Origin of the sequence: Silvania hatchlandensis (genome assembly GCF_025564065.1) — a bacterium.
Taxonomy (GTDB): domain Bacteria; phylum Pseudomonadota; class Gammaproteobacteria; order Enterobacterales; family Enterobacteriaceae; genus Enterobacter; species Enterobacter hatchlandensis.
Genome location: NZ_JAMGZK010000055.1, coordinates 259,385 through 281,707 on the forward strand (window position 1 = coordinate 259,385; position 22,323 = coordinate 281,707).

21 protein-coding genes and 1 riboswitch are annotated in these 22,323 nt (G+C 56.8%); of the genes, 13 read left to right on the plus strand and 8 right to left on the minus strand.

Annotated elements, in window-relative coordinates; translation table 11 throughout:
* The first annotated feature begins 69 nt into the window (after positions 1-69).
* The gene (gene tsaD / locus M8014_RS22090; protein ID WP_271284503.1) at positions 70-1,083 is read left to right on the plus strand and encodes a tRNA (adenosine(37)-N6)-threonylcarbamoyltransferase complex transferase subunit TsaD; all 1,014 of its coding nucleotides are present in this window, start codon (positions 70-72) and stop codon (positions 1,081-1,083) included.
* A 153-nt stretch (positions 1,084-1,236) separates the two neighbouring features.
* Here the strand turns inward: tsaD and plsY are convergent, their stop codons facing one another.
* Positions 1,237-1,845, minus strand: coding sequence for a glycerol-3-phosphate 1-O-acyltransferase PlsY (gene plsY, locus M8014_RS22095; protein WP_271284504.1), 609 nt, complete (start codon positions 1,843-1,845; stop codon positions 1,237-1,239).
* A gap of 107 nt (positions 1,846-1,952) precedes the next feature.
* Between plsY and folB the strand changes: the two genes are divergently transcribed.
* Both folB and bacA read left to right on the plus strand, forming a co-directional pair.
* On the plus strand, positions 1,953-2,321 hold the full coding sequence (gene folB / locus M8014_RS22100; protein ID WP_271284505.1) for a bifunctional dihydroneopterin aldolase/7,8-dihydroneopterin epimerase: 369 nt from the start codon (positions 1,953-1,955) through the stop codon (positions 2,319-2,321).
* Positions 2,322-2,426: 105 nt separating this feature from the next.
* A complete protein-coding gene (gene bacA, locus M8014_RS22105; RefSeq protein WP_271284506.1) occupies positions 2,427-3,245 on the plus strand; it encodes an undecaprenyl-diphosphate phosphatase in 819 nt (272 codons plus the stop codon).
* 10 nt (positions 3,246-3,255) lie between these two features.
* Here the strand turns inward: bacA and M8014_RS22110 are convergent, their stop codons facing one another.
* Together M8014_RS22110 and M8014_RS22115 are read right to left on the minus strand one after the other, a co-directional pair.
* Entirely contained in the window at positions 3,256-4,497 is a 1,242-nt protein-coding gene (locus M8014_RS22110) for a multifunctional CCA addition/repair protein (protein ID WP_271284507.1), read from the minus strand.
* Positions 4,498-4,558: 61 nt separating this feature from the next.
* Positions 4,559-5,179 carry a TIGR04211 family SH3 domain-containing protein gene (locus tag M8014_RS22115; RefSeq protein WP_271284508.1) on the minus strand — a complete coding sequence of 207 codons (621 nt, stop codon included), beginning with the start codon at positions 5,177-5,179 and terminating at the stop codon, positions 4,559-4,561.
* Between the two features lie 237 nt (positions 5,180-5,416).
* Here M8014_RS22115 and M8014_RS22120 point away from each other — a divergent pair, with 237 nt between their 5' ends.
* Genes M8014_RS22120 through hldE form a run of 3 tightly spaced genes read left to right on the plus strand, consistent with a single transcriptional unit; the run spans position 5,417 to position 11,066 of the window.
* Positions 5,417-6,718: a CYTH domain-containing protein gene (locus tag M8014_RS22120; RefSeq protein ID WP_271284509.1), complete on the plus strand. Its 1,302-nt coding sequence runs from the start codon at positions 5,417-5,419 to the stop codon at positions 6,716-6,718.
* A 21-nt stretch (positions 6,719-6,739) separates the two neighbouring features.
* Complete coding sequence (gene glnE / locus M8014_RS22125) at positions 6,740-9,595, plus strand: bifunctional [glutamate--ammonia ligase]-adenylyl-L-tyrosine phosphorylase/[glutamate--ammonia-ligase] adenylyltransferase (protein WP_271284510.1); 2,856 nt, start codon at positions 6,740-6,742, stop codon at positions 9,593-9,595.
* Between the two features lie 40 nt (positions 9,596-9,635).
* Positions 9,636-11,066 (plus strand): bifunctional D-glycero-beta-D-manno-heptose-7-phosphate kinase/D-glycero-beta-D-manno-heptose 1-phosphate adenylyltransferase HldE, encoded by a 1,431-nt coding sequence (hldE, locus tag M8014_RS22130; protein WP_271284511.1) that lies wholly within the window; start codon positions 9,636-9,638, stop codon positions 11,064-11,066.
* Between the two features lie 38 nt (positions 11,067-11,104).
* Here hldE and ubiK read toward each other — a convergent pair whose 3' ends face one another.
* Positions 11,105-11,401, minus strand: coding sequence for a ubiquinone biosynthesis accessory factor UbiK (gene ubiK / locus M8014_RS22135; RefSeq protein WP_271284512.1), 297 nt, complete (start codon positions 11,399-11,401; stop codon positions 11,105-11,107).
* A gap of 120 nt (positions 11,402-11,521) precedes the next feature.
* A riboswitch (FMN riboswitch) is annotated at positions 11,522-11,672 on the plus strand.
* A 104-nt stretch (positions 11,673-11,776) separates the two neighbouring features.
* On the opposite strand from ubiK, the gene ribB reads away from it, so the two are divergent.
* Complete coding sequence (gene ribB, locus M8014_RS22140) at positions 11,777-12,430, plus strand: 3,4-dihydroxy-2-butanone-4-phosphate synthase (protein WP_271284513.1); 654 nt, start codon at positions 11,777-11,779, stop codon at positions 12,428-12,430.
* A gap of 41 nt (positions 12,431-12,471) precedes the next feature.
* Here the strand turns inward: ribB and zupT are convergent, their stop codons facing one another.
* Positions 12,472-13,242, minus strand: coding sequence for a zinc transporter ZupT (gene zupT, locus M8014_RS22145; RefSeq protein ID WP_271284514.1), 771 nt, complete (start codon positions 13,240-13,242; stop codon positions 12,472-12,474).
* Positions 13,243-13,438: 196 nt separating this feature from the next.
* Here zupT and ygiD point away from each other — a divergent pair, with 196 nt between their 5' ends.
* On the plus strand, positions 13,439-14,227 hold the full coding sequence (gene ygiD / locus M8014_RS22150) for a 4,5-DOPA-extradiol-dioxygenase (RefSeq protein ID WP_271284515.1): 789 nt from the start codon (positions 13,439-13,441) through the stop codon (positions 14,225-14,227).
* 40 nt (positions 14,228-14,267) lie between these two features.
* Here ygiD and M8014_RS22155 read toward each other — a convergent pair whose 3' ends face one another.
* The 3 genes from M8014_RS22155 to tolC form a co-directional block, all read right to left on the minus strand.
* Positions 14,268-15,428, minus strand: a complete 1,161-nt coding sequence (locus M8014_RS22155) for a glutathionylspermidine synthase family protein (RefSeq protein WP_271284516.1) — start codon at positions 15,426-15,428, stop codon at positions 14,268-14,270.
* A 2-nt stretch (positions 15,429-15,430) separates the two neighbouring features.
* Entirely contained in the window at positions 15,431-16,102 is a 672-nt protein-coding gene (locus M8014_RS22160) for a DUF1190 family protein (RefSeq protein WP_271284517.1), read from the minus strand.
* A 165-nt stretch (positions 16,103-16,267) separates the two neighbouring features.
* Positions 16,268-17,683 carry an outer membrane channel protein TolC gene (gene tolC / locus M8014_RS22165; protein ID WP_271284518.1) on the minus strand — a complete coding sequence of 472 codons (1,416 nt, stop codon included), beginning with the start codon at positions 17,681-17,683 and terminating at the stop codon, positions 16,268-16,270.
* A gap of 222 nt (positions 17,684-17,905) precedes the next feature.
* Between tolC and nudF the strand changes: the two genes are divergently transcribed.
* The 5 genes from nudF to parE are packed head-to-tail and all read left to right on the plus strand — an operon-like array spanning position 17,906 to position 22,297.
* Positions 17,906-18,520 carry an ADP-ribose diphosphatase gene (gene nudF / locus M8014_RS22170; RefSeq protein WP_271284633.1) on the plus strand — a complete coding sequence of 205 codons (615 nt, stop codon included), beginning with the start codon at positions 17,906-17,908 and terminating at the stop codon, positions 18,518-18,520.
* Complete coding sequence (locus M8014_RS22175) at positions 18,517-18,939, plus strand: DUF1249 family protein (RefSeq protein WP_271284519.1); 423 nt, start codon at positions 18,517-18,519, stop codon at positions 18,937-18,939. Before nudF ends, M8014_RS22175 begins: the two co-directional genes overlap by 4 nt.
* A gap of 28 nt (positions 18,940-18,967) precedes the next feature.
* Positions 18,968-19,795, plus strand: a complete 828-nt coding sequence (cpdA, locus tag M8014_RS22180; protein WP_271284520.1) for a 3',5'-cyclic-AMP phosphodiesterase — start codon at positions 18,968-18,970, stop codon at positions 19,793-19,795.
* Positions 19,795-20,376, plus strand: a complete 582-nt coding sequence (gene yqiA, locus M8014_RS22185; RefSeq protein WP_271284521.1) for an esterase YqiA — start codon at positions 19,795-19,797, stop codon at positions 20,374-20,376. The genes cpdA and yqiA overlap by 1 nt, the downstream gene beginning before the upstream one ends.
* A gap of 28 nt (positions 20,377-20,404) precedes the next feature.
* The gene (gene parE / locus M8014_RS22190) at positions 20,405-22,297 is read left to right on the plus strand and encodes a DNA topoisomerase IV subunit B (protein WP_271284522.1); all 1,893 of its coding nucleotides are present in this window, start codon (positions 20,405-20,407) and stop codon (positions 22,295-22,297) included.
* Positions 22,298-22,323: the final 26 nt, after the last annotated feature.

Sequence of the window (22,323 nt, forward strand, 5' to 3'; positions counted from 1 at the left end):
TGAGGAAAGTTTTACATCAACCCGCCCAGGCTCTACACTGCGCGGTATCTGAGTGAGGTAAAACAAGTCATGCGTGTACTGGGTATTGAAACTTCCTGCGATGAAACCGGCATCGCCATTTACGACGATGAAAAAGGGCTGGTCGCCAACCAACTGTATAGTCAGGTGAAATTACATGCTGACTACGGCGGCGTGGTGCCGGAGCTGGCTTCCCGCGACCATGTTCGCAAAACGGTGCCGCTGATCCAGGCAGCGCTGAAAGAGGCGGGCTTAACGGCAAAAGATATCGATGCGGTGGCGTACACTGCCGGTCCGGGGCTGGTTGGCGCGCTGTTGGTAGGCGCAACGATTGGTCGTTCGCTGGCGTTTGCGTGGGATGTTCCGGCTATCCCGGTTCACCATATGGAAGGGCATCTGCTGGCACCGATGCTGGAAGACAACCCGCCACAATTTCCGTTTGTGGCGCTGCTGGTTTCCGGCGGTCACACTCAGCTGATCAGTGTGACGGGTATCGGTGAGTATGCGCTGCTGGGCGAGTCCATTGACGATGCGGCGGGTGAAGCCTTTGACAAAACCGCCAAGCTGCTGGGGCTCGATTATCCCGGCGGTCCGATGCTCTCGAAGATGGCGGCGCAAGGCACCGAAGGACGCTTTGTCTTCCCACGCCCGATGACCGACCGTCCTGGGCTGGATTTCAGCTTCTCGGGCCTGAAAACCTTCGCAGCGAACACCATCCGTAATAATGATAGCGACGACCAGACCCGGGCAGATATTGCTCGCGCGTTTGAAGATGCGGTGGTGGATACGCTGATGATCAAATGCAAACGCGCGCTGGATCACACTGGCTTTAAGCGCCTGGTGATGGCGGGTGGCGTGAGCGCCAACCGAACTCTGCGTGCGAAGCTCGCCGACATGATGCAAAAACGTCGCGGAGAAGTGTTTTACGCTCGCCCGGAATTTTGTACCGATAACGGCGCGATGATCGCCTATGCCGGAATGGTGCGCCTGAAGCCAGACGCCACCGCCGATTTGAGCGTTTCAGTGCGTCCGCGCTGGCCGCTGGCAGAGCTGCCTGCCGTCTGATGAGCAATCCCGGATGTCAGATAGCGATATCAAACATCCGGGTTTTCGCTGACACGATATCTCTTCCATTGGATGCATGGTGACACGGGATAGTGGCGCCGGTATGCGCGACAGGGTGTGAAAGAGCAAGGCGGGGTTCTTCAGGCAGTCAGGTTAAGCTTTCTTTTTTCGCTTTAGTTTGGTCCAGATTTTGTTTTCCTGGCGACGCCACAGGCGCTGGATATTGTCATGGTGGCGCAGCAGGATCAGGCAGGAGAGCATCGATACCGGGAAGGTGAATTGCGGTTTGAACCACCAGACGTAAAACGGCGCAATCAGCGCGCTGACAATGGCGCCAATGGACGAGTAGCCGCTGAGTAATACGCTTAGCAGCCAGGTGCCCGCCATCACCCCGGTGAGATCCCAGCCAATAGGCGCAATCGCCCCGAATGCGGTGGCCACGCCTTTCCCGCCTTTAAAAGCAAAAAATGCCGGCCATATATGGCCCAGACAGGCGGCAATCGCAATCAGCCCGAGCCAGAATGGCGTCACGCCTAATGCATATGCGCCCCAGACGGGAAGCATTCCTTTCAGAACGTCAAAAATCAAAACCGCTACGGCTGCTCCCTTGCCGCCAATTCGTAGTACATTGGTCGCCCCCGGATTTCCGGAACCACTCTCGCGTGGGTCAGGCAACCCGGCGATACGGCAGACCAGAATGGCGCTGGAGATTGAGCCGCAAAGGTAGGCGAGGAGAATCATTCCAGGCGCGATTGCACTCATAACGCTGTTCCGTTTTGAAAATGTCGTTTTGTACTTAGCATCTGTGGATAATACGCATAATTCGCCGGGAGTGGTATCCGGTTTAGCCAAAAACCAGGCAGGTCGTGATGGATATAGTATTTATAGAGCAACTTTCGGTAATCACCACTATTGGGGTGTATGACTGGGAACAGACCATTGAACAGAAGCTGGTGTTCGATATCGAAATGGGCTGGGATAACGCGGCCGCGGCAAAAAGCGATGATGTGAATGACTGTCTGAGCTATGCCGATGTGAGCGAAACCGTCATCAACCACGTGGAAGGCCATCGGTTTGCGCTGGTGGAGCGCGTGGCGGAAGAGGTAGCCCAACTGCTGCTGAGCCGTTTCAACTCCCCGTGGGTGCGCATTAAAGTCAGCAAACCCGGTGCTGTGGCGCGGGCGGCGAACGTGGGTGTGACCATCGAGCGTAGCCAAAATCTTAAAGGGAATATTTAACGTCATAATTGCTAAACCAATTCCTGATAAATCGGTCTTACAGCTGTTCCTTCTGCGGATGCCCACTGGGCAATCCGTTTTTTCTGTCTTTTTAGGGGTTTATTGATGAGCGATATGCACTCGCTGCTGGTGGCAGCAATTCTGGGTGTGGTCGAAGGATTGACAGAGTTTTTACCGGTTTCCAGTACCGGCCACATGATCATCGTGGGGCACCTGCTGGGATTTGAAGGTGAAACGGCAAAAACCTTTGAGGTGGTGATTCAGTTAGGGTCGATCCTGGCCGTGGTGGTGATGTTCTGGCGTCGCCTGTTTGGCCTGATTGGCATTCACTTTGGTCATCCACCGCATGAAGGCACCGGCAAAGGGCGTCTGACGCTGCTGCACATTCTGCTCGGGATGGCACCCGCGGTGGTGCTGGGGCTGATCTTCCACGACACCATTAAGTCGCTGTTTAATCCGATCAACGTGATGTACGCGCTGGTGGTGGGTGGTTTCCTGCTGATCGCTGCCGAAGTGCTGAAGCCGAAAGAGCCACGCGCGCCCGGTCTGGATGACATGACCTACCGTCAGGCGTTTATGATTGGTTGCTTCCAGTGTCTGGCGCTGTGGCCGGGCTTCTCCCGTTCCGGGGCGACCATTTCAGGCGGGATGCTGATGGGCGTGAGCCGCTATGCGGCGTCCGAATTCTCGTTCCTGCTGGCAGTGCCGATGATGATGGGCGCAACCGCGCTCGACCTCTATAAGAGCTATCACTTCCTGACAACGGCTGATATCCCGATGTTTGCCGTCGGCTTTATTACTGCATTTATCGTGGCGCTGTTCGCGATTAAAACCTTCCTGACGCTTATCAAGCGCATCTCGTTTATCCCGTTCGCCATCTATCGCTTTATTGTGGCGGCTGCGGTGTACGTGGTGTTCTTCTGATGACCTGCCCTCAGTCTTTCGGCTGAGGGCAACGCTGTTCCTTCCAGTCAGCAACCGCCTGAATCCGTCGTTTGGTTAACTCTTCCCGAATCTCATTGCCTTTAAACCCTGCCTCGACTACGTCTTTGGTGGGCACCGCTTTCGCAATCAGCCAGGCTTCACGCAATAACCGTCCCTGCGGATAGTCGCAGGCTTCAAACCCGGTGCGCCCGCGCACGTCGGCTTCGCTGGTCAGGGCAATCTGCTCCACGCGCTGCGGCTTGCGCCAGGCGTCAATGCTGTCGAACAGCTTGACGATGGTGGCCGGTTTCAGGATCGGGAAGGTGTGGATCAGGTCGTGGAACTCGGCGACCAGCTTTGCCAGATCGCGGATCTCGTTCGGTACCCGCAGGCGCTGGCAAATGGCTTCAACCAGCTTCACGCCTGCCGGGCCGTGGCCGTGATGGCGCGGCCAGAACGCGGGCGGGGTTAACCCTTTGCCGAGATCGTGACACAGGGTGGCAAAGCGCACGTCCACGTCCGGGCTGAGCATCGCGGCCATGCTTAAGGTCATCAGCGTATGAATGCCGGTATCGATTTCCGGGTGCCACTTTGCCGGGGCAGGCACGCCAAACAGCGCATCGATCTCCGGAAAAAGGACTTTCAGCGCCCCGCAGTCGCGCAGTACCTGGAAATAGACCTGTGGATTACGCGTGGTGAGTGCATTCTCGGTCTCTTTCCACACCCGTTCCGGCGTGAGATGTTCCAGCTCGCCTGCGGCGGTCATCGCCGTCATTAGGGCCAGGGTTTCATCGGCGATGCGAAAACTCAGGTGTGCGTAGCGGGCAGTAAAGCGCGCCACGCGCAGCACGCGGAGCGGATCTTCAGAAAATGCCGGGGAGACATGGCGCAGAATACGGTTTTGCAGATCGGCTTGACCGCCGTAAGCATCAACGATATGACCGGTTTCATCCTGCGCGAGAGCATTGATGGTCAGATCGCGGCGCTGCAAATCCTCTTCAAGGGTGACGTCCGGGGCGGCATGGCAGATAAAGCCGGTATAGCCGACGCCGGATTTACGCTCGGTACGCGCCAGGGCGTACTCCTGCCTGGTTTGCGGATGCAGAAACACAGGGAAATCGCGGCCTACCTGCTGGTAGCCCGCGTCGAGCATCGCCTGAGGGGTGGCACCGACCACCACCCAGTCCTTGTCTTTGACCGGCAGGCCCAACAACGCATCGCGAACCGCACCACCGACCAGATAAATCTTCACGCCACACTCTCCCGTATCCAATGTTGGCAAAATAATACGTAAGTGTGGCAGAGATGACTATTTAGTTCATCCAACGGTCTTTACGTTTACGGCTTGGGATCAGATGCGGCAGAGCCAGACCCACCAGCAGACCCATACCCAGCACGCCGCCGCCATACATAAACCACTGCATGATGATGGTGCGCTGTTTATCGTCCAGCTGCAGGTTAGCAGCGCTCACCTTCTTCTGGGCGACGATCAGCTCGTTTTTCAGCTTCTGGTTTTCATCTTTCAGACCGTTGATCACCCCGTCGCTCTGGGCCACTTTCTGCTGCATCTCGGCAGTGCGCTGGTTCCAGGTGGAGTCGATATTGGTCAGCTTATCGGTCAGGGTTTTAACCTGATTCTCCAGATCCGGCACGCGGGTGCGCAGGCTCGGGCTGGTGCTAAGCTCTTTCAGGGGGATCCACGCGGTACGGCCGCTGCTGTCGCGAACCTGGCCATAGCTGGAGTCCGCATTGCTTTGTAACAGCACCACTTCCTCACCGGCATTAATCGTGCCCACGAGGCGATAATTGTCACCCGGGCCGCTGCGTACCCAGGTATTCAGTTCGTCAGAAACGTAGCGTTTCTCTTCGGCATGGACCACTGTAGCAGCGCTAAGAGCAAGGAAAGTGAGTCCAGTCAGGCGTAATTTAAGCATCGGCAGTCGTTATTTTCATAAAAAGTGGAACGATAGTAGTGGCAACAGTGCGTCCGCGCAAAGTATTCGTCAGTATTCGGAATCCTCCGTGGGTTTCTGGCCACTTCAGCAAAGGCTACGGCGTTCAAATTGCGCATTGCGTGGCAAAGTGACGCAAAATACTATGTACTGACAAAAAAGTGGCGAGTAAGTTCGCCGTAATTTACCCCGCGAAGCTGCAATCAAAAGAACAAGGCTATGGCTCAGGAAATCGAATTAAAATTTATCGTTGAAAGCGACAGCGTTGACGCGCTGAAAAACCATCTGCATCAGCTGTCAGGTGAACATCACGAGCCGGTACAGTTGCTCAACATCTATTACGAAACGCAGGACTTCTGGCTGCGCCGTCATGATATGGGGCTGCGCATTCGGGGCGTTGACGGGCGTTACGAGATGACCATGAAAATCGCCGGCCGTGTGGTCGGCGGCCTGCATCAACGCCCGGAATATAATATCGACATCAGCCAGCCACAGCTTGAGCTGGCGCGCTTCCCGACGGAAGTCTGGCCGGAAGGCGAGCTGCCTGCGACGCTGGCAGACGATGTCCAGCCGCTGTTCAGCACCGATTTCTGGCGCGAGAAGTGGTTGGTGACCGAAGGCAACAGCCGGATTGAAATCGCCCTCGATCGGGGTGAGGTCAAAGCGGGTGAGTTACAGGAATCTATTTGCGAACTGGAGCTGGAGCTGCTGGAAGGCCATGCCGATGACGTATTGAAGCTGGCGCGCAAGCTGGTTACCCAGTCCGGACTGCGCCAGGGCAGCCTGAGCAAGGCCGCCCGTGGCTATCATCTGGCCCAGGGGAATGCCCCACGCACCCTGAAGCCGACCCAGATTCTGCTCGTCGCGCCGAAATCCTCTGTCGAGCAGGGCTTTGAAGCGGCGCTTGAACTGGCGCTGAGCCAGTGGCAGTACCACGAAGAGCTGTGGGTTCGCGGCATGAAAGCTGCGAAAGCCGATGTGCTGGCGGCGATTGCGCTGGTGCGCCACAGCCTGACCCTGTTCGGCGGCATTGTGCCGCGTAAAGCGAGCACTCACTTACGTGATCTGCTTACCCAGACCGAAACCCTGATGGCCTCCGACGTCTCTGCTGATACGGCTGTCTACAGCTCGCAAACCGCAACGGCGAAGCTGGCGCTGACCGAGTTTCTGGTGACCCGCGGCTGGCGTAGCTTCCTGGATGCGAAGGCGCAGGGCAAAATCGACGACTCGTTTAAACGCTTTGCCGATACCCATCTCTCACGTCATGCCGCCGAGCTGAAAACCCTCTTTGGACAACCGCTGGGCGATCAGTACGCCGATCAGCTGATTCGTCTGGCACGCAACGTCGACAGCATGCTGCTGCTGTCAGGTGCCTATGATGGCGCTGCGGCTCGCGCGTGGCTGGAAAACTGGCAAGGGTTGCAGCATGCCATCAAGACCCGCCAGCGTATTGAAATTGAGCATTTCCGCAACGAGGCCATTTCGCAGGAGCCATTCTGGCTGCACAGCGGAAAACGTTAACGCAGGCAAGGAACCCTTAAAATGCCGCTTTCTTCACAGTTACAGCAGCAGTGGCAGACGGTGTGTGAACGTCTGCCGGACGCATTGCCCGCCGCGTCATTGAGCGAGCAGGCGCAGCAGATGTTGACCTTCAGCGACTTCGTGCAGGAGAGCGTCACCGCTCATCCTGAGTGGCTGGCGGAGCTTGACGCCTCGCCGCCCCAGGCGGACGAATGGCAGCACTATGCCCGGTGGCTCAACGATGCGCTGGTGGATGTTGGCGATGAAGCGGCGCTGATGCGCGTGCTGCGCCAGTTCCGCCGTCGGGTGATGGTACGCATCGCCTGGGCGCAGGCGCTGATGCTGGTCAGTGAAGAGAGCACCTTGCAGCAGCTCAGCCACCTTGCTGAAACCCTGATTGTCACCGCCCGCGACTGGCTGTACACCGCCTGCTGTCGTGAGTGGGGCACACCGTGCAGCGACGAGGGCACTCCGCAGCCGCTGCTGATCTTAGGGATGGGCAAGCTCGGCGGTGGCGAGCTGAATTTCTCCTCGGATATCGATCTGATCTTTGCCTGGCCTGAGAAGGGCGCCACCCGCGGCGGACGTCGCGAGCTGGATAACGCCCAGTTCTTTACCCGGCTGGGACAGCGGCTGATCAAAGCGTTGGATCAGCCGACTCAGGATGGCTTTGTTTATCGCGTGGATATGCGCCTGCGCCCGTTCGGCGACAGCGGTCCGCTGGTATTGAGCTTTGCCGCGCTGGAAGATTATTACCAGGAGCAGGGCCGCGACTGGGAACGCTATGCGATGGTCAAGGCGCGGATCATGGGCGATACCGATGACGTATATGCCAATGAGCTGCGGGCTATGCTGCGGCCGTTTGTGTTCCGCCGCTACATCGATTTCAGCGTGATCCAGTCCCTGCGTAATATGAAGGGCATGATTGCCCGCGAAGTGCGCCGCCGTGGCCTGAAAGATAACATCAAGCTGGGGGCGGGCGGGATCCGCGAGATCGAGTTTATCGTTCAGGTGTTCCAGCTTATTCGTGGCGGACGTGAGCCGTCGCTGCAATCCCGCTCCCTGCTGCCAACGCTGACCGCCATCGCTCAGCTTAACCTGCTGCCGGAAGGGGATGCGCAGATTTTGCGCGAGGCTTACCTCTTTTTGCGTCGGCTGGAAAACCTGCTGCAAAGCATTAATGACGAACAAACCCAGACCCTGCCGGGCGACGATCTCAATCGCGCCCGTCTGGCCTGGGGGATGCGCCTGGCCGACTGGCAGGCGCTGACCGAGGCGCTGGATAGCCATATGGCTGCGGTGCGACGTATTTTTAACGACCTGATCGGCGACGATGAGAGCGAATCTCAGGACGATGAGTTGTCTGAGCACTGGCGCGAGCTGTGGCAGGATGCGCTGCAGGAGGATGACACCACGCCGGTGCTGGCCCATCTCAGCGATGACGACCGCCATCGGGTGGTGGCGCTGATTGCCGATTTCCGCATGGAGCTCAACAAGCGGGCCATTGGCCCACGCGGACGCCAGGTGCTCGATCATCTGATGCCGCATCTGCTCAGCGATGTCTGTTCCCGTGCCGACGCCCCGGTGCCGCTGTCGCGCCTGACTCCGCTGCTGAGCGGCATCATTACCCGCACCACCTATCTGGAACTGTTGAGCGAATTCCCCGGTGCGCTGAAGCACCTGATTTCGCTTTGTGCCGCCTCGCCGATGGTGGCCAGTAAGCTGGCGCGCTATCCGCTTCTGCTGGATGAGCTGCTCGACCCCAACACCCTGTATCAGCCGACGGCGACCGACGCCTACCGGGATGAACTGCGCCAGTATCTGCTGCGCGTGCCGGAAGAGGATGAAGAGCAACAGCTGGAGGCGCTGCGTCAGTTTAAGCAGGCGCAGATGCTGCGCGTGGCGGCTGCCGACATCGCGGAAACCCTGCCGGTAATGAAAGTGAGCGATCACTTAACCTGGCTGGCAGAAGCGATTATCGATGCGGTTGTGCATCAGGCGTGGATGCAGATGGTGGCGCGCTACGGACAACCGAAGCATCTGACCGATCGCGAAGGCCGCGGCTTTGCAGTGGTGGGTTATGGCAAGCTGGGGGGTTGGGAGCTGGGTTACAGCTCCGATCTGGATCTGATTTTCCTTCACGACTGCCCGGTAGACGTGATGACCGACGGTGAGCGTGAAATCGACGGGCGCCAGTTCTACCTGCGCCTCGCCCAGCGCATTATGCATCTGTTCAGCACCCGCACTTCATCCGGCATTCTGTATGAAGTGGATGCCCGGCTGCGTCCGTCCGGAGCGGCAGGGATGTTAGTTACCTCTACCGACTCGTTCGCCGACTATCAGCAGAACGAAGCCTGGACCTGGGAACATCAGGCGCTGGTGCGCGCCCGCGTGGTGTATGGCGATCCGCAGCTGAAAGCCCAGTTCGACACCATACGCCGCGATGTGTTGACCGCCCCGCGCGAGGGTGGGCCTCTGCAAATCGAGGTACGGGAGATGCGTGAAAAAATGCGCGCCCATCTCGGTAACAAGCACAAGGATCGCTTTGATATCAAAGCCGATGAAGGCGGTATCACCGACATTGAATTTATCACCCAGTATCTGGTGCTGAACCACGCCCACGATAAGCCGAAGCTGACCCGTTGGTCGGATAACGTGCGCATTCTGGAACTGCTGGCGCAAAACGACATTATGGACGAGCACGAAGCGCAGGCGTTAACCCGCGCTTACACCACGCTGCGCGATGAGCTGCACCATCTGGCCCTGCAGGAACAGCCCGGTCATCTACCGCTGAGCTGCTTTGAGCAAGAGCGAGAGCTGGTGCGGGCCTGCTGGCAGAAGTGGCTGGTGGAACCGTGCGTAACAAAACAAGTGTGATATTATCGCGCGCAAATTGTGAATCTTTCTGGAGTCAGGAATGAAAGTAACACTGCCAGAGTTTGAACGTGCTGGAGTTATGGTGGTTGGCGATGTGATGCTGGATCGCTACTGGTATGGGCCGACCAGCCGCATTTCCCCGGAAGCACCGGTCCCGGTGGTGAAGGTGGATACCATTGAAGAGCGCCCTGGCGGCGCGGCAAATGTGGCGATGAACATTGCTTCCCTCGGCGCGCATTCACGCCTGGTGGGGCTGACCGGTATCGACGATGCGGCGCGTGCGTTGAGCAAGACGCTGGCGGATGTGAACGTTAAATGTGACTTCGTCTCCGTGCCGACGCACCCGACCATCACCAAGCTGCGCGTGCTTTCGCGTAACCAGCAGCTGATCCGCCTCGACTTTGAAGAAGGATTTGAGGGCGTTGATCCCGAGCCGCTGCACGAGCGCATCAGCCACGCGCTGAGCAATATCGGCGCGCTGGTACTCTCCGACTACGCGAAAGGGGCGCTGGCGAGCGTCCAGCAGATGATTAAGCTGGCGCGTGATGCAGGTGTTCCGGTGCTGATCGACCCGAAAGGCACCGACTTTGAACGCTATCGCGGAGCAACGCTGCTGACGCCAAACCTGTCTGAGTTTGAAGCGGTGGCCGGCAAATGCAAAACCGAAGAAGAGATTGTCGAGCGCGGCATGAAAATCATCGCCGATTTTGACTTCTCCGCGCTGCTGGTAACCCGCTCCGAGCAGGGGATGACCCTGTTACAGCCGGGTAAAGCGCCACTGCATATGCCAACTCAGGCGCAGGAAGTGTATGACGTCACCGGTGCGGGCGACACGGTAATTGGCGTGCTGGCGGCAACGCTGGCGGCGGGCAACTCGCTGGAAGAGGCCTGCTACTTTGCCAACGCTGCCGCAGGTGTGGTGGTCGGCAAACTCGGTACGTCGACCGTTTCGCCAATCGAACTGGAAAACGCGGTGCGCGGTCGTGCCGATACCGGGTTTGGCGTGATGAGCGAAGCTGAACTGAAAGTGGCGGTAGCTGCTGCGCGCAAGCGTGGTGAAAAAGTGGTGATGACCAACGGCGTATTCGACATTCTGCACGCGGGCCATGTTTCCTATCTGGCCAATGCCCGCAAGCTGGGCGATCGCCTGATTGTAGCCGTCAACAGCGATGCCTCGACCAAACGCCTGAAAGGCGAAACCCGCCCGGTGAACCCGCTTGAGCAGCGTATGATCGTGCTCGGCGCGCTGGAAGCCGTGGACTGGGTCGTCTCGTTTGAGGAAGATACCCCGCAGCGCCTGATCGCCGGGATCCTGCCGGATCTGTTGGTGAAAGGCGGTGACTATAAGCCTGAGCAAATCGCAGGCAGCGAAGAGGTGTGGGCCAACGGCGGTGAAGTGATGGTGCTCAACTTTGAGGACGGGTGTTCGACCACCAACATCATTAAGAAGATCCAGAAAGACAATCAATAATTCTGGTGAATAAAAAACGGGCCATCTGGCCCGTTTTTTTAATCCTGCGTATCTACCGGCGGGATTGCAGGTGCCGGTTTAACTTCTTCAACGGCATTGCGGTTTTCCAGCTCGGTCAGACGCTGTTCCAGCAGGGCGATTTTTTCGCGGGTGCGCAGCAGCACCTGAGTCTGCACGTCAAACTCTTCACGGCTCACCAGATCCAGACGCATCAGCTGTGTCTGCAGCACCTGACGGATTTTCTTCTCAACGTCATCACCAAATTCACGCACGCCTTTTGGCATTGATTCATGAACCTGACGGGCAAGTTGTTCAATTTTTTTCGGGTCGATCATCGTAGTTCCCTCAAAGAAAAGGTAATAACGACCATTGTAGCGCGTTACGGGGATCCTTAAACCACAATTGTGTGATGCTTAAGCGTTGCCGAACATAATCATTAGCGTTATAGTTATTTCGCTTATTCTCAGGGCGGGGCGAAATTCCCCACCGGCGGTAAATCAACCTTGCGTTGAAAGCCCGCGAGCGCTTTGGGTGCAAACTCAAAGGTCAGCAGATCCGGTGTAATTCCGGGGCCGACGGTTAAAGTCCGGATGGGAGAGAGTAACGAACCAGTCGGGCGAGGCCCGCTCACGTTATTTTTTTGCCGTACTACGGCGCTCCTAAGACTGCCCTGATTCTGGTAACCATAATTTTAATGAGGTTTTTTTACCATGAATCAGACGCTCCTTTCCTCTTTCGGTACCTCTGCTGACCGTGTTGAACACGCGCTTGCTGCGCTTCGCGAAGGTCGCGGTGTAATGGTGCTTGACGATGAAGACCGTGAAAACGAAGGCGATATGATTTTCGCCGCCGAAACCATGACCGTTGAGCAGATGGCGCTGACCATCCGTCACGGCAGTGGTATTGTTTGCCTGTGTATTACCGAAGATCGCCGCAAACAGCTGGAACTGCCCATGATGGTAGAGAACAACACCAGCGCGTACGGCACCGGTTTTACCGTAACTATCGAAGCCGCCAGCGGCGTAACCACCGGTGTTTCTGCCGCTGACCGCGTCACCACCGTGCGTGCCGCGATTGCCGATGGTGCAAAACCATCTGACCTGAATCGTCCGGGCCACGTGTTCCCGCTGCGCGCGCAGCCGGGCGGCGTTCTGACTCGCGGCGGTCACACCGAAGCGACTATCGACCTGGTCACGCTTGCAGGTTTCAAGCCAGCCGGTGTGCTGTGTGAACTGACCAATGATGATGGCTCTATGGCGCGCGCGCCGGAGTGCATCGAGTTTGCCGGCAAGCACAATATGGCTGTGGTGACGATTGAAGATCTGGTGGCTTACCGCCAGGCTCACGAGCGCAAAGCCAGCTGATAACGAATCAAAAAAAACGCCGGGTTATCCCGGCGTTTTTTTTAGCCTATACCTGCCGTCTGGAGCAGAACCAGACTCAACCCCATGACCGACATCCCGCACAGCACCCCGTAGCTAGGGTTGTTATTGGGATCAATCTCTTTGGCCAACGGCATCAGTTCATCGACCGACAGCGCCACCATAATTCCGGCCACGGCCGCCATAATGGCTGCCATCACCACCGGTGAAACAAGGCTACCCAGAATCAACCACGCCAGCACCCCGCCGAGGATCTCCGCCATACCGGATATCCCCGCCCAGAATACAGCTTTACGCTTTGAGCCGGTGGCCGCATAAATCGGGCCCGCAACCGCCAGTCCTTCAGGAATATTGTGCAGCGCCACCGCCAGCGCAATACCGAACCCTAACTCCAGATTATTGCTGGCCGTCACGTAGGTGGCGACGCCTTCAGGGAAGTTATGCAGGCTGATGCCCAGCGTCAGCAGAAGCGCGGTACGCTTGAGATTGGGTAACGGCTGCGCCCCTTTTTGCATCAGATCCTGGGGATGCGCGTGGGGTAACATTCTGTCCAGCGCAAAGTAGCCCAGCAGGCCGACCACGAACATGCCGTAGCCCAGCACCGGCGACATGCCTTCAGTGCCGAGAGCTGCAGGCAGCATCTCCATCAGGGAGATGAGCAGCATAATACCGGCGGCAAAGCCGAGGGAAAACGCCAGCAGGCGGTTAGAGGGCTTTTGGCCCAGCACGCCGAGTATCGCGCCAATAAAGGTGGCGGCGCCGGCAAGAATAGTCAGAGTCAGAGGAACTGACATTCACCTCTCCTTATGATAATGATTCTCATTAATATTAAGGGCTAAACTCGCGCAAAGCGAGAGGGTATAGTCGCCTTTACAGAACCCTTACATTCAAATTTCCTGATGATCTTCATCATGGTTATCTGAGTTCATCTTAACCAGATAGCAGGTAAGGTAAAGCAATCAAATCGACATCTTGTGTAAGGATATCATCATGACTTCTTCTCGTATGCCAGCGCTGTTTTTGGGTCATGGTAGCCCAATGAATGTGCTGGAAGATAATGTCTACACCCGCGCCTGGCGTCATCTGGGAGAGACGTTGCCGCGTCCGAAAGCAATCGTGGTGGTGTCGGCACACTGGTTTACCCGTGGCACGGGTGTTACCGCGATGGAAACCCCGAAAACGATTCATGACTTTGGCGGCTTCCCACAGGCGTTGTACGACACGCACTATCCGGCACCCGGCTCACCGGCGCTGGCGCAGCAGCTGGTTGAACTGCTGGCACCAATCCCCGTCGCGCTGGATAAAGAGGCATGGGGTTTTGACCATGGCTCCTGGGGCGTGTTAATCAAAATGTATCCGGATGCTGATATCCCGATGGTACAGCTCAGCATCGACAGCACCAAACCGGCCGCCTGGCATTTAGAGATGGGCCGCAAGCTCGCCACCCTGCGTGATCAGGGCATTATGCTGGTGGCAAGCGGCAACGTGGTGCATAACCTGCGCACCGCCCGCTGGCACGGCGAAAGCACGCCGTATCCTTGGGCGACGTCGTTCAATGACTATGTGAAAGCGAACCTGAACTGGCAGGGGCCGACAGAGGAACACCCGCTGGTGAACTATCTGGATCACGAAGGCGGCTCGCTCTCAAACCCAACCGCAGAACATTTCCTGCCGCTGTTATACGTGCTGGGCGCGTGGGACGGTCAGGAGCCGATTACGACGCCGGTTGACGGCATCGAGATGGGCAGCTTGAGTATGTTGTCGGTTCAGGTGGGGTAATCAGTGCCGGGTAGGCGAAGCCGCTACCCGGCACAGCATACTATTCCACAAAAATATGCGGATAGAAGCGGGACAGATCCTGGGTGATCAGCGCGCGATCTTCGCGAATGCCAATCCCGGCTGGCTGATCGTTGATTAGCCAGCTGCCGATCAGCACATAGCTGTCGCCAAACTTCGGCAGGGGATAAAACTCCTGAACGATCATGCCTTCTTCGCCGTATGGACCTTCGGCTGCTTCCAGGGTTTTGCCGTTTTCAATGATTGAAACGTTGGCCCCTTCACGGGAGAAGATCGGCTTAATGACGTATTTATCCATCTGCGGATGATCGTCTTCGGCGAAATACGCGGCCAGCAGGTTAGGATGGTTCGGGAACATTTCCCACAGCATCGGCAGCAGCGCTTTGTTAGAGATGATGCTCTTCCAGGCCGGTTCCAGCCAGCGTACGCCCGCGTCTTCCAGTTTGGTCGAGAACACCTCACGCAGCATGTATTCCCACGGATAGAGCTTGAACAGGTTGCTGATGACCTGATCCTGCGTATCCGTGAACTGGCCGCGCTCGCCTAAACCGATATCTTCGATATACAAAAATTCAGTCGCGACTTCAGCTTCTGCCGCGCAATCCTGCAGATACTGTACCGTGCCACGATCTTCAACCGTGTCGCGGCAGCAGGCAAGATGCAGCAGATTAAAACCGTGATGCTCACGCAGCTCGGCGAAACGCTCGATCAGCTTTTCCTGCAGGCTGTTGAACTGGTCGCTGCCTTCCGGCAGGTTGCCCGCCGCGACCTGATCTTCCAGCCAGATGTACTGAAAGAACGCTGCTTCATACAACGAGGTTGGCGTATCAGCGTTATTTTCCAGCATCTTAGGATTGCCCACGCCATCCCATGCCAGATCGAGGCGCGAATATAACGAAGGCTGCTGGGTTTGCCAGGAGTGACGCACAAAGCCCCAGGTGTGTTTCGGGATGCGGAATTTGGCCATCAGCTCGTCGCTGGCGATCACTTTCTCAACCACTTTCAGGCACATCTGGTGCAGTTCTGCCGTCACCTCTTCCAGTTTTTCAACCTGGTCGAGTGTCAGCTTGTAGTAGGCATCTTCACACCAGTACGGCTCGCCGTACATGGTGTGGAAGTTAAAACCATATTCGGTGGCTTTTTCGCGCCAGTCCGGGCGCTCAACAATACTGACTCGTTCCATTATCAGCCGCCCATTGAGCGCGTTGAGGTGCCTGCCGCGCTGCGCTGCATGGTGCTCTGTTTAGCTACAGAGTCGCCAAACCCGCCGCGGGTGACGGTGCTGGTGGTGGCCGGTTTTGGCGCCATCGCCGTTTTCGGGACGTTCATGGTGCGGCCTGGCTGGGCAGCGCCGTAGCCTTTGCCGCCAGCATCAGTGTACTGACCGTAAGCCGGGCTGGATGGGTTTTTAGAACTGAACAACGGCTGCTGCTTATAGCCCGCGCCGCCGCCCATCATGCGGCCCATCATGTAACCGGCCATCAGTGGCATCCAGAAGCTGCCGCTGGATTGCGCCTGCGCCTGGTTTTCCGGCGCGGTACCGGCCTGAGCCGGGGCTGGTGCCTGCTGGCACTGGCCTTCGCCGAACTCTGCCACACAGTCTTCACGGCTGGCGTATTTCGGCGCGGTACGTTCCGCTTCCTTCATGGCGTTGTTGTAAGCCGTGGTACATTCCGCGCTTTTACCGGTGGCGGCAGAACAGTCATCGGCATTCTGATAGAGCGAAACTGTTTCGTCGCTTTGTTCACAGCCTGCCAGCATAAAGACGGCAGTGAATGCCAGCGCAACAGGAGTGAGGTGACGCGCGTTCCAGCTTTTGCGGAACGAAGCGTGATTAATCGTTTTTGTCCGTTTCATTTTTGTCTTCCAGGACCCAGTGGTAGAACGTAGAAAATTACGCTCAGAATAGAGGATAGGTGGTCGAAATTGAAGCGATGGGGGCAAAACAGGGGGATATTTACGTTGGCTTACGTTTTTTTGTCGATTCAACCCGGTCTGGCGAAACCAGACCGGGTTGTGACATCAGTTACGGACTGCGGCGGTAGCCGGGTAACCGTCCGCTGACGCGTTCTGCTGTGGGGTTTCCGGTGCCACGGCGTCTGGCGCGGTGGAGATCGGTTTACCCAGTGCGCCGTTAAGCGCCAGCAGATCCTGCTCGTTAAGCGTACCCAGCGCAGACTTAATGTTCAGTTGGTTAATCAGGTAGGTGTAACGGGCGTTAGAGAGCTGTTGCTTCGCGTTGTACAGCGTGGTCGTCGCGTTCAACACGTCAACGATGGTACGCGTACCGACGGAGTAACCTGCTTCCATTGCATCCAGGGAGCTCTGAGCAGAAACCACGGCCTGTTTGTAAGCGTTGATGCTGCTGACAGAGGCGTTCACGTTGTTGAAGGATGAACGCACGGTCTGCACAACGCTGCGATGCGCGCTTTCAAGCTGCTCGCTGGCGCCAACAAAGTTGTACTGCGCCTGTTTGACCTGAGAGGTGACCTGGCCGCCCTGGTACAGTGGCAGGGAGAAGTTCAGGCCCACTTTGTTCTGACCGACATCGCTGTCGTTATACTGACCGTTGCCCGTTCTTGAACCGCTATAGCTGGTGTTCGATACACCCGTTGATGCGCTCAGGCTCAGGGTTGGCATATGGCCGTCCTGGGCTTGACGGATTTGCTCACGGGCAAGATCCTGGCTCAGACGCGCCTGCAGCAGGCTGAGGTTACGGTTTTCAGCTTCTTTCAGCAGGGCATTCACCGCCTGCGGCTTGTCGGTTTTGAAGCTGTCAACGTTCAGCGAGGCCAGCTGCGGGTAGTACGTGCCGGTCACCTGGCGCAGCTCTTCGAGCGCGTTATCCAGATCGTTACGGGCAGTCACTTCATTCGCCAGCACGCTGTCGTACTGTGAACGGGCGTTCTGGACGTCGGTAATGGCAACCAGACCCACGTTAAAACGCTGAGTGGTTTGATCTAACTGACGGTAAATTGCCTGTTTCTGCGATTCGGTATAGGTCAGGGTATCGATCGCGTTCAGCACTTTAAAATAGGCAGTTGCCGTATTGAGGATCAGCGTTTGCTGGTCAGTCTGGAAGGTCACATCCTGAATACCGGCCGCTTTTTCCTGCAGGGTCAGCTGACGCCATTTCGACATATCGAACAGCGTTTGGGTTAACTGCAGTGAACCACTGGTGACGTTGGAGTCGACGCCGTTCGCATCACGGTAACCATTGTTATAGGTATAATCGGCACCTAAACCCAGCTGTGGTAATAATGGGCTACGTGCTTCGTTAATCTTTTCAAATGCAGAATCACGATCGGCAGCGGACTTACGCAGTTCCGGGTTGCTCTGACGTGCCTGTTTATATACCTGCATCAGGTCTTCTGCCTGGCTCAACGCACTGAAACCCGTCAGGCTCAGGCCGATGAGGATGGGGAGCAATTTCTTCATTTGCTTTCCTTGTTGTGAAGCTTTGTTAGCGCTGATCTAATTAAAATTTATTTACCCGATTCTAGCAGACTTCGCCACTGCAAAAGGTTGGCGTTCCGTGCCATCCGGCGGTAACGTGCACCAATTTACCATACTGTAGTAGAAACCGCAGTTTAGCAGAATTGAATTTGACATTAATGTCACCATTTGTACCGGGAGGCCAAGGTGGATAAACCAGAAAACATGCCAGTGACTTTCACAAAAAACGATGTAGAAATTATTGCACGGGAAACGCTGTACAGCGGTTTTTTTTCACTGGAGTTATACCGTTTTCGCCACCGTCTATTTAACGGTGAAATGAGCGGCGAAGTGAAGCGCGAAATTTTTGAGCGCGGGCACGCTGCAGTGTTGCTACCCTTTGACCCAGTGCGTGACGAAGTGGTACTGGTAGAGCAGATTCGGATTGCCGCGCTGGATACCAGCGCCAGCCCCTGGCTGCTGGAGATGGTCGCCGGGATGGTCGAAACGGGTGAAACCCCCGACGATGTCGCCCGTCGTGAGGCGATGGAAGAGGCCGGGCTTGTGGTTGGACGCACAAAACCGATTTCGAACTATCTGGCAAGCCCCGGAGGAACCAGCGAACGTCTGTCGGTTCTGGTGGGGGAAGTGGACGCTACGACCGCGCAAGGTATTCACGGTCTGGCTGATGAAAACGAAGATATTCGTGTTCATGTGGTAAGTCGGGAGCAGGCTTATCAATGGGTAGAAGAGGGGAAAATCGACAACGCAGCCTCTGTCATCGCATTGCAATGGCTACAGCTGCATTATCAAGACTTAAGACACGAGTGGACAAAATGAAGCGTTATACACCTGACTTCCCTGAAATGATGCGCCTGTGCGAAACCAATTTCGCCCAGCTGCGCCGATTGCTGCCGCGCACCGACGCGCCCGGCGAAACAGTGAGCTATCAGGTGAGCAACGCGCAGTATCGGTTAACGATCGTCGAATCGACCCGTTACACTACGCTGGTTGAAATCGATCAAACGGTGCCCGCGATCAGCTACTGGAGCCTGCCGTCGATGACGGTCCGTCTTTATCATGACGCGATGGTGGCTGAAGTGTGTTCAAGCCAGCAGATCTTCCGCTTCAAAGCGCGGTATGATTACCCAAATAAAAAGTTGCATCAACGTGACGAAAAGCATCAAATTAATCAGTTTCTGGCCGATTGGTTAAGATACTGTTTTGCACATGGAGCGATGGCGATTCCGGTTTGTTAGCGTCGTGAAACCTACCTAAGGACACCATTTGGAAAGCCTGTTGAACCTGACTGTTGCTGGTGGGGCGCCAGTCAGGGTATTACAAATTACCGATACTCACCTGTTTGCCAAAAAGCATGAAACCCTGTTGGGAGTGAATACCTGGGAGAGCTATCACGCTGTTCTGAATGCCATTCATGCACAGCAGCGCGAATGTGACCTGATTGTCGCCACGGGCGATTTGGCGCAGGATCAAACGGCCGCGGCGTATCAGCATTTTGCTGAAGGTATCGCGAGCTTTAACGTTCCCTGCGTCTGGTTACCGGGTAATCACGATTTCCAGCCTGCGATGTACAGCGCGCTGCAGGATGCGGGGATCTCACCTGCAAAACGAATTTACCCAGGCGACAACTGGCAAATATTGCTGCTCGACAGCCAGGTTTTCGGCGTGCCGCACGGCGAGCTGAGCGAGTTTCAGCTCGAATGGCTCGAAAACAAACTGCTGGCCGAGCCGGAACGTCACACCCTGTTATTACTGCATCATCATCCGCTGCCGGCGGGATGCAGCTGGCTCGATCAGCACAGCCTGCGCAACTCCGCGGCCCTGGATCGCGTGCTGATGAAGTTCCCACGGGTCAACAACTTGCTCTGCGGACACATTCACCAGGAACAGGATCTCAACTGGAACGGGCGCCGCCTGCTGGCCACGCCATCCACCTGCGTGCAGTTTAAACCGCACTGCGCCAACTTCACGTTAGATACCGTTGCGCCGGGCTGGCGCTGGCTGGAACTGCATGCTGATGGCTCGTTGACGACCGAGGTCTGCCGCCTGCAAAGCGCGCAGTTCCGCCCGGATACCGCCTCAGAAGGATACTGATGTCTGCGCTCCTCTATCTGCATGGTTTTAACAGCTCCCCGCGTTCCGCAAAAGCGACGCTGTTCCATCAATGGCTGACCGTTCATCATCCGCATATCGAGATGATCGTCCCGCAGCTGCCGCCGTACCCGGCCGAGGCTGCCGAGATGCTGGAGTCGATTGTGCTGGCCCACGGCGGCGAGCCGTTCGGCGTGGTGGGCTCATCGCTCGGAGGTTACTACGCCACCTGGCTGTCTCAGTGCTTTATGGTGCCAGCGGTGGTGGTGAACCCGGCGGTGCGGCCTTTTGAGCTGCTGGTCGGCTATCTTGGCCACAACGAGAACCCCTACACCGGACAGCAATATGTGCTAGAGTCTCGCCATATTTACGACCTCAAAGTTATGCAGGTAGACCCGCTTGAAGCGCCCGATCTCCTCTGGCTGCTACAACAGACGGGTGATGAAGTGCTGGATTACCGCCAGGCAGTGGCGTATTACGCCTCCTGCCGCCAGACTATAGAAGAAGGCGGGAACCATGCTTTCACGGGCTTTGAGGATCATTTCACCCAGATTGTCGATTTTCTTGGACTGCAAAGCCTCTGACAATCGCTGCGAATTGCTAGTTTAAATCATGACGCAAACCTATAACGCTGATGCCATTGAGGTACTCACCGGGCTTGAGCCGGTTCGCCGCCGTCCGGGGATGTATACCGATACCACGCGCCCAAACCATCTGGGCCAGGAAGTTATTGATAACAGCGTGGACGAAGCGCTGGCGGGGCATGCCAAACGCATTGACGTGATCCTGCATGCCGATCAGTCGCTGGAAGTCATCGACGACGGTCGCGGCATGCCCGTCGATATCCACCCGGAAGAGGGTGTCCCGGCGGTTGAGCTGATCCTCTGTCGTCTGCACGCGGGCGGCAAGTTCTCCAACAAAAATTACCAGTTCTCGGGGGGCTTGCACGGGGTCGGTATCTCCGTGGTGAACGCCCTGTCAAAACGTGTTGAAGTCACCGTGCGCCGCGACGGCCAGGTGCACAATATTGCGTTTGAGAACGGCGACAAAGTGCAAGAGTTGCAGGTCATCGGCACCTGCGGGAAACGCAATACCGGCACCAGCGTCCACTTCTGGCCGGATGAAAGCTTCTTTGATAGCCCACGTTTCTCTGTCTCGCGCTTAACGCACATTCTGAAAGCCAAAGCCGTACTGTGCCCTGGGGTTGAAATCACCTTTAAGGATGAGGTCAACAACAGCGAGCAGCGCTGGTGCTATCAGGATGGTCTCACCGATTATCTGTGCGAAGCGGTAAACGGCCTGCCAACCCTGCCGGAAAAACCGTTTGTCGGTAACTTTTCCAGTGATACGGAAGCGGTGGACTGGGCGCTGCTGTGGCTGCCGGAAGGCGGCGAGCTGCTGACCGAAAGCTACGTTAACCTGATCCCGACCATGCAGGGCGGTACTCACGTTAACGGTCTGCGTCAGGGTCTGCTGGATGCGATGCGCGAGTTCTGCGAATACCGCAATATCCTGCCGCGCGGCGTGAAGCTGTCGGCGGAAGATATCTGGGATCGCTGCGCCTACGTGCTGTCGGTCAAGATGCAGGATCCGCAGTTTGCCGGGCAGACCAAAGAGCGTCTCTCTTCACGTCAGTGTGCGGCATTCGTCTCTGGCGTGGTGAAAGATGCCTTTAGCCTGTGGCTGAACCAGAATATTCAGACTGCCGAAATGCTGGCGGAACTAGCGATCTCCAGCGCCCAGCGCCGAATGCGTGCGGCGAAGAAAGTGGTACGTAAAAAGCTCACCAGCGGTCCGGCGCTGCCGGGCAAGCTGGCGGACTGCACCGCGCAGGATCTGAATCGTACCGAGCTGTTCCTTGTCGAAGGAGACTCGGCGGGCGGTTCTGCCAAGCAGGCGCGCGATCGCGAATATCAGGCGATCATGCCGCTGAAGGGCAAGATCCTTAATACCTGGGAAGTCTCTTCCGATGAAGTGCTGGCCTCGCAGGAAGTGCACGACATTTCCGTGGCGATCGGCATGGATCCGGACAGTGACGATCTGAGCCAGTTGCGCTACGGTAAGGTTTGTATTCTGGCGGATGCGGACTCTGATGGTCTGCACATTGCCACTCTGCTGTGCGCGCTGTTCGTGAAGCACTTCCGCGCGCTGGTGAAGAACGGCCATGTTCACGTGGCGCTGCCGCCGTTATACCGTATCGATCTCGGCAAAGAGGTCTATTACGCCCTGACGGAAGAAGAGAAAGCCGGCGTGCTGGATCAGCTTAAGCGTAAGAAGGGCAAACCGAACGTGCAGCGCTTTAAAGGGCTGGGCGAGATGAACCCGCTGCAGCTGCGCGAAACCACGCTCGATCCGAACACTCGCCGTCTGGTACAGTTGACCATCAGCGATGAAGACGAGCAGCAGACCAACGCGATGATGGATATGCTGCTGGCCAAGAAGCGTTCGGAAGACCGCCGCAACTGGTTGCAGGAGAAGGGTGACCTGGCGGACATCGAAGGCTAAGCATCACGTCGGTTTATGTTATCTGA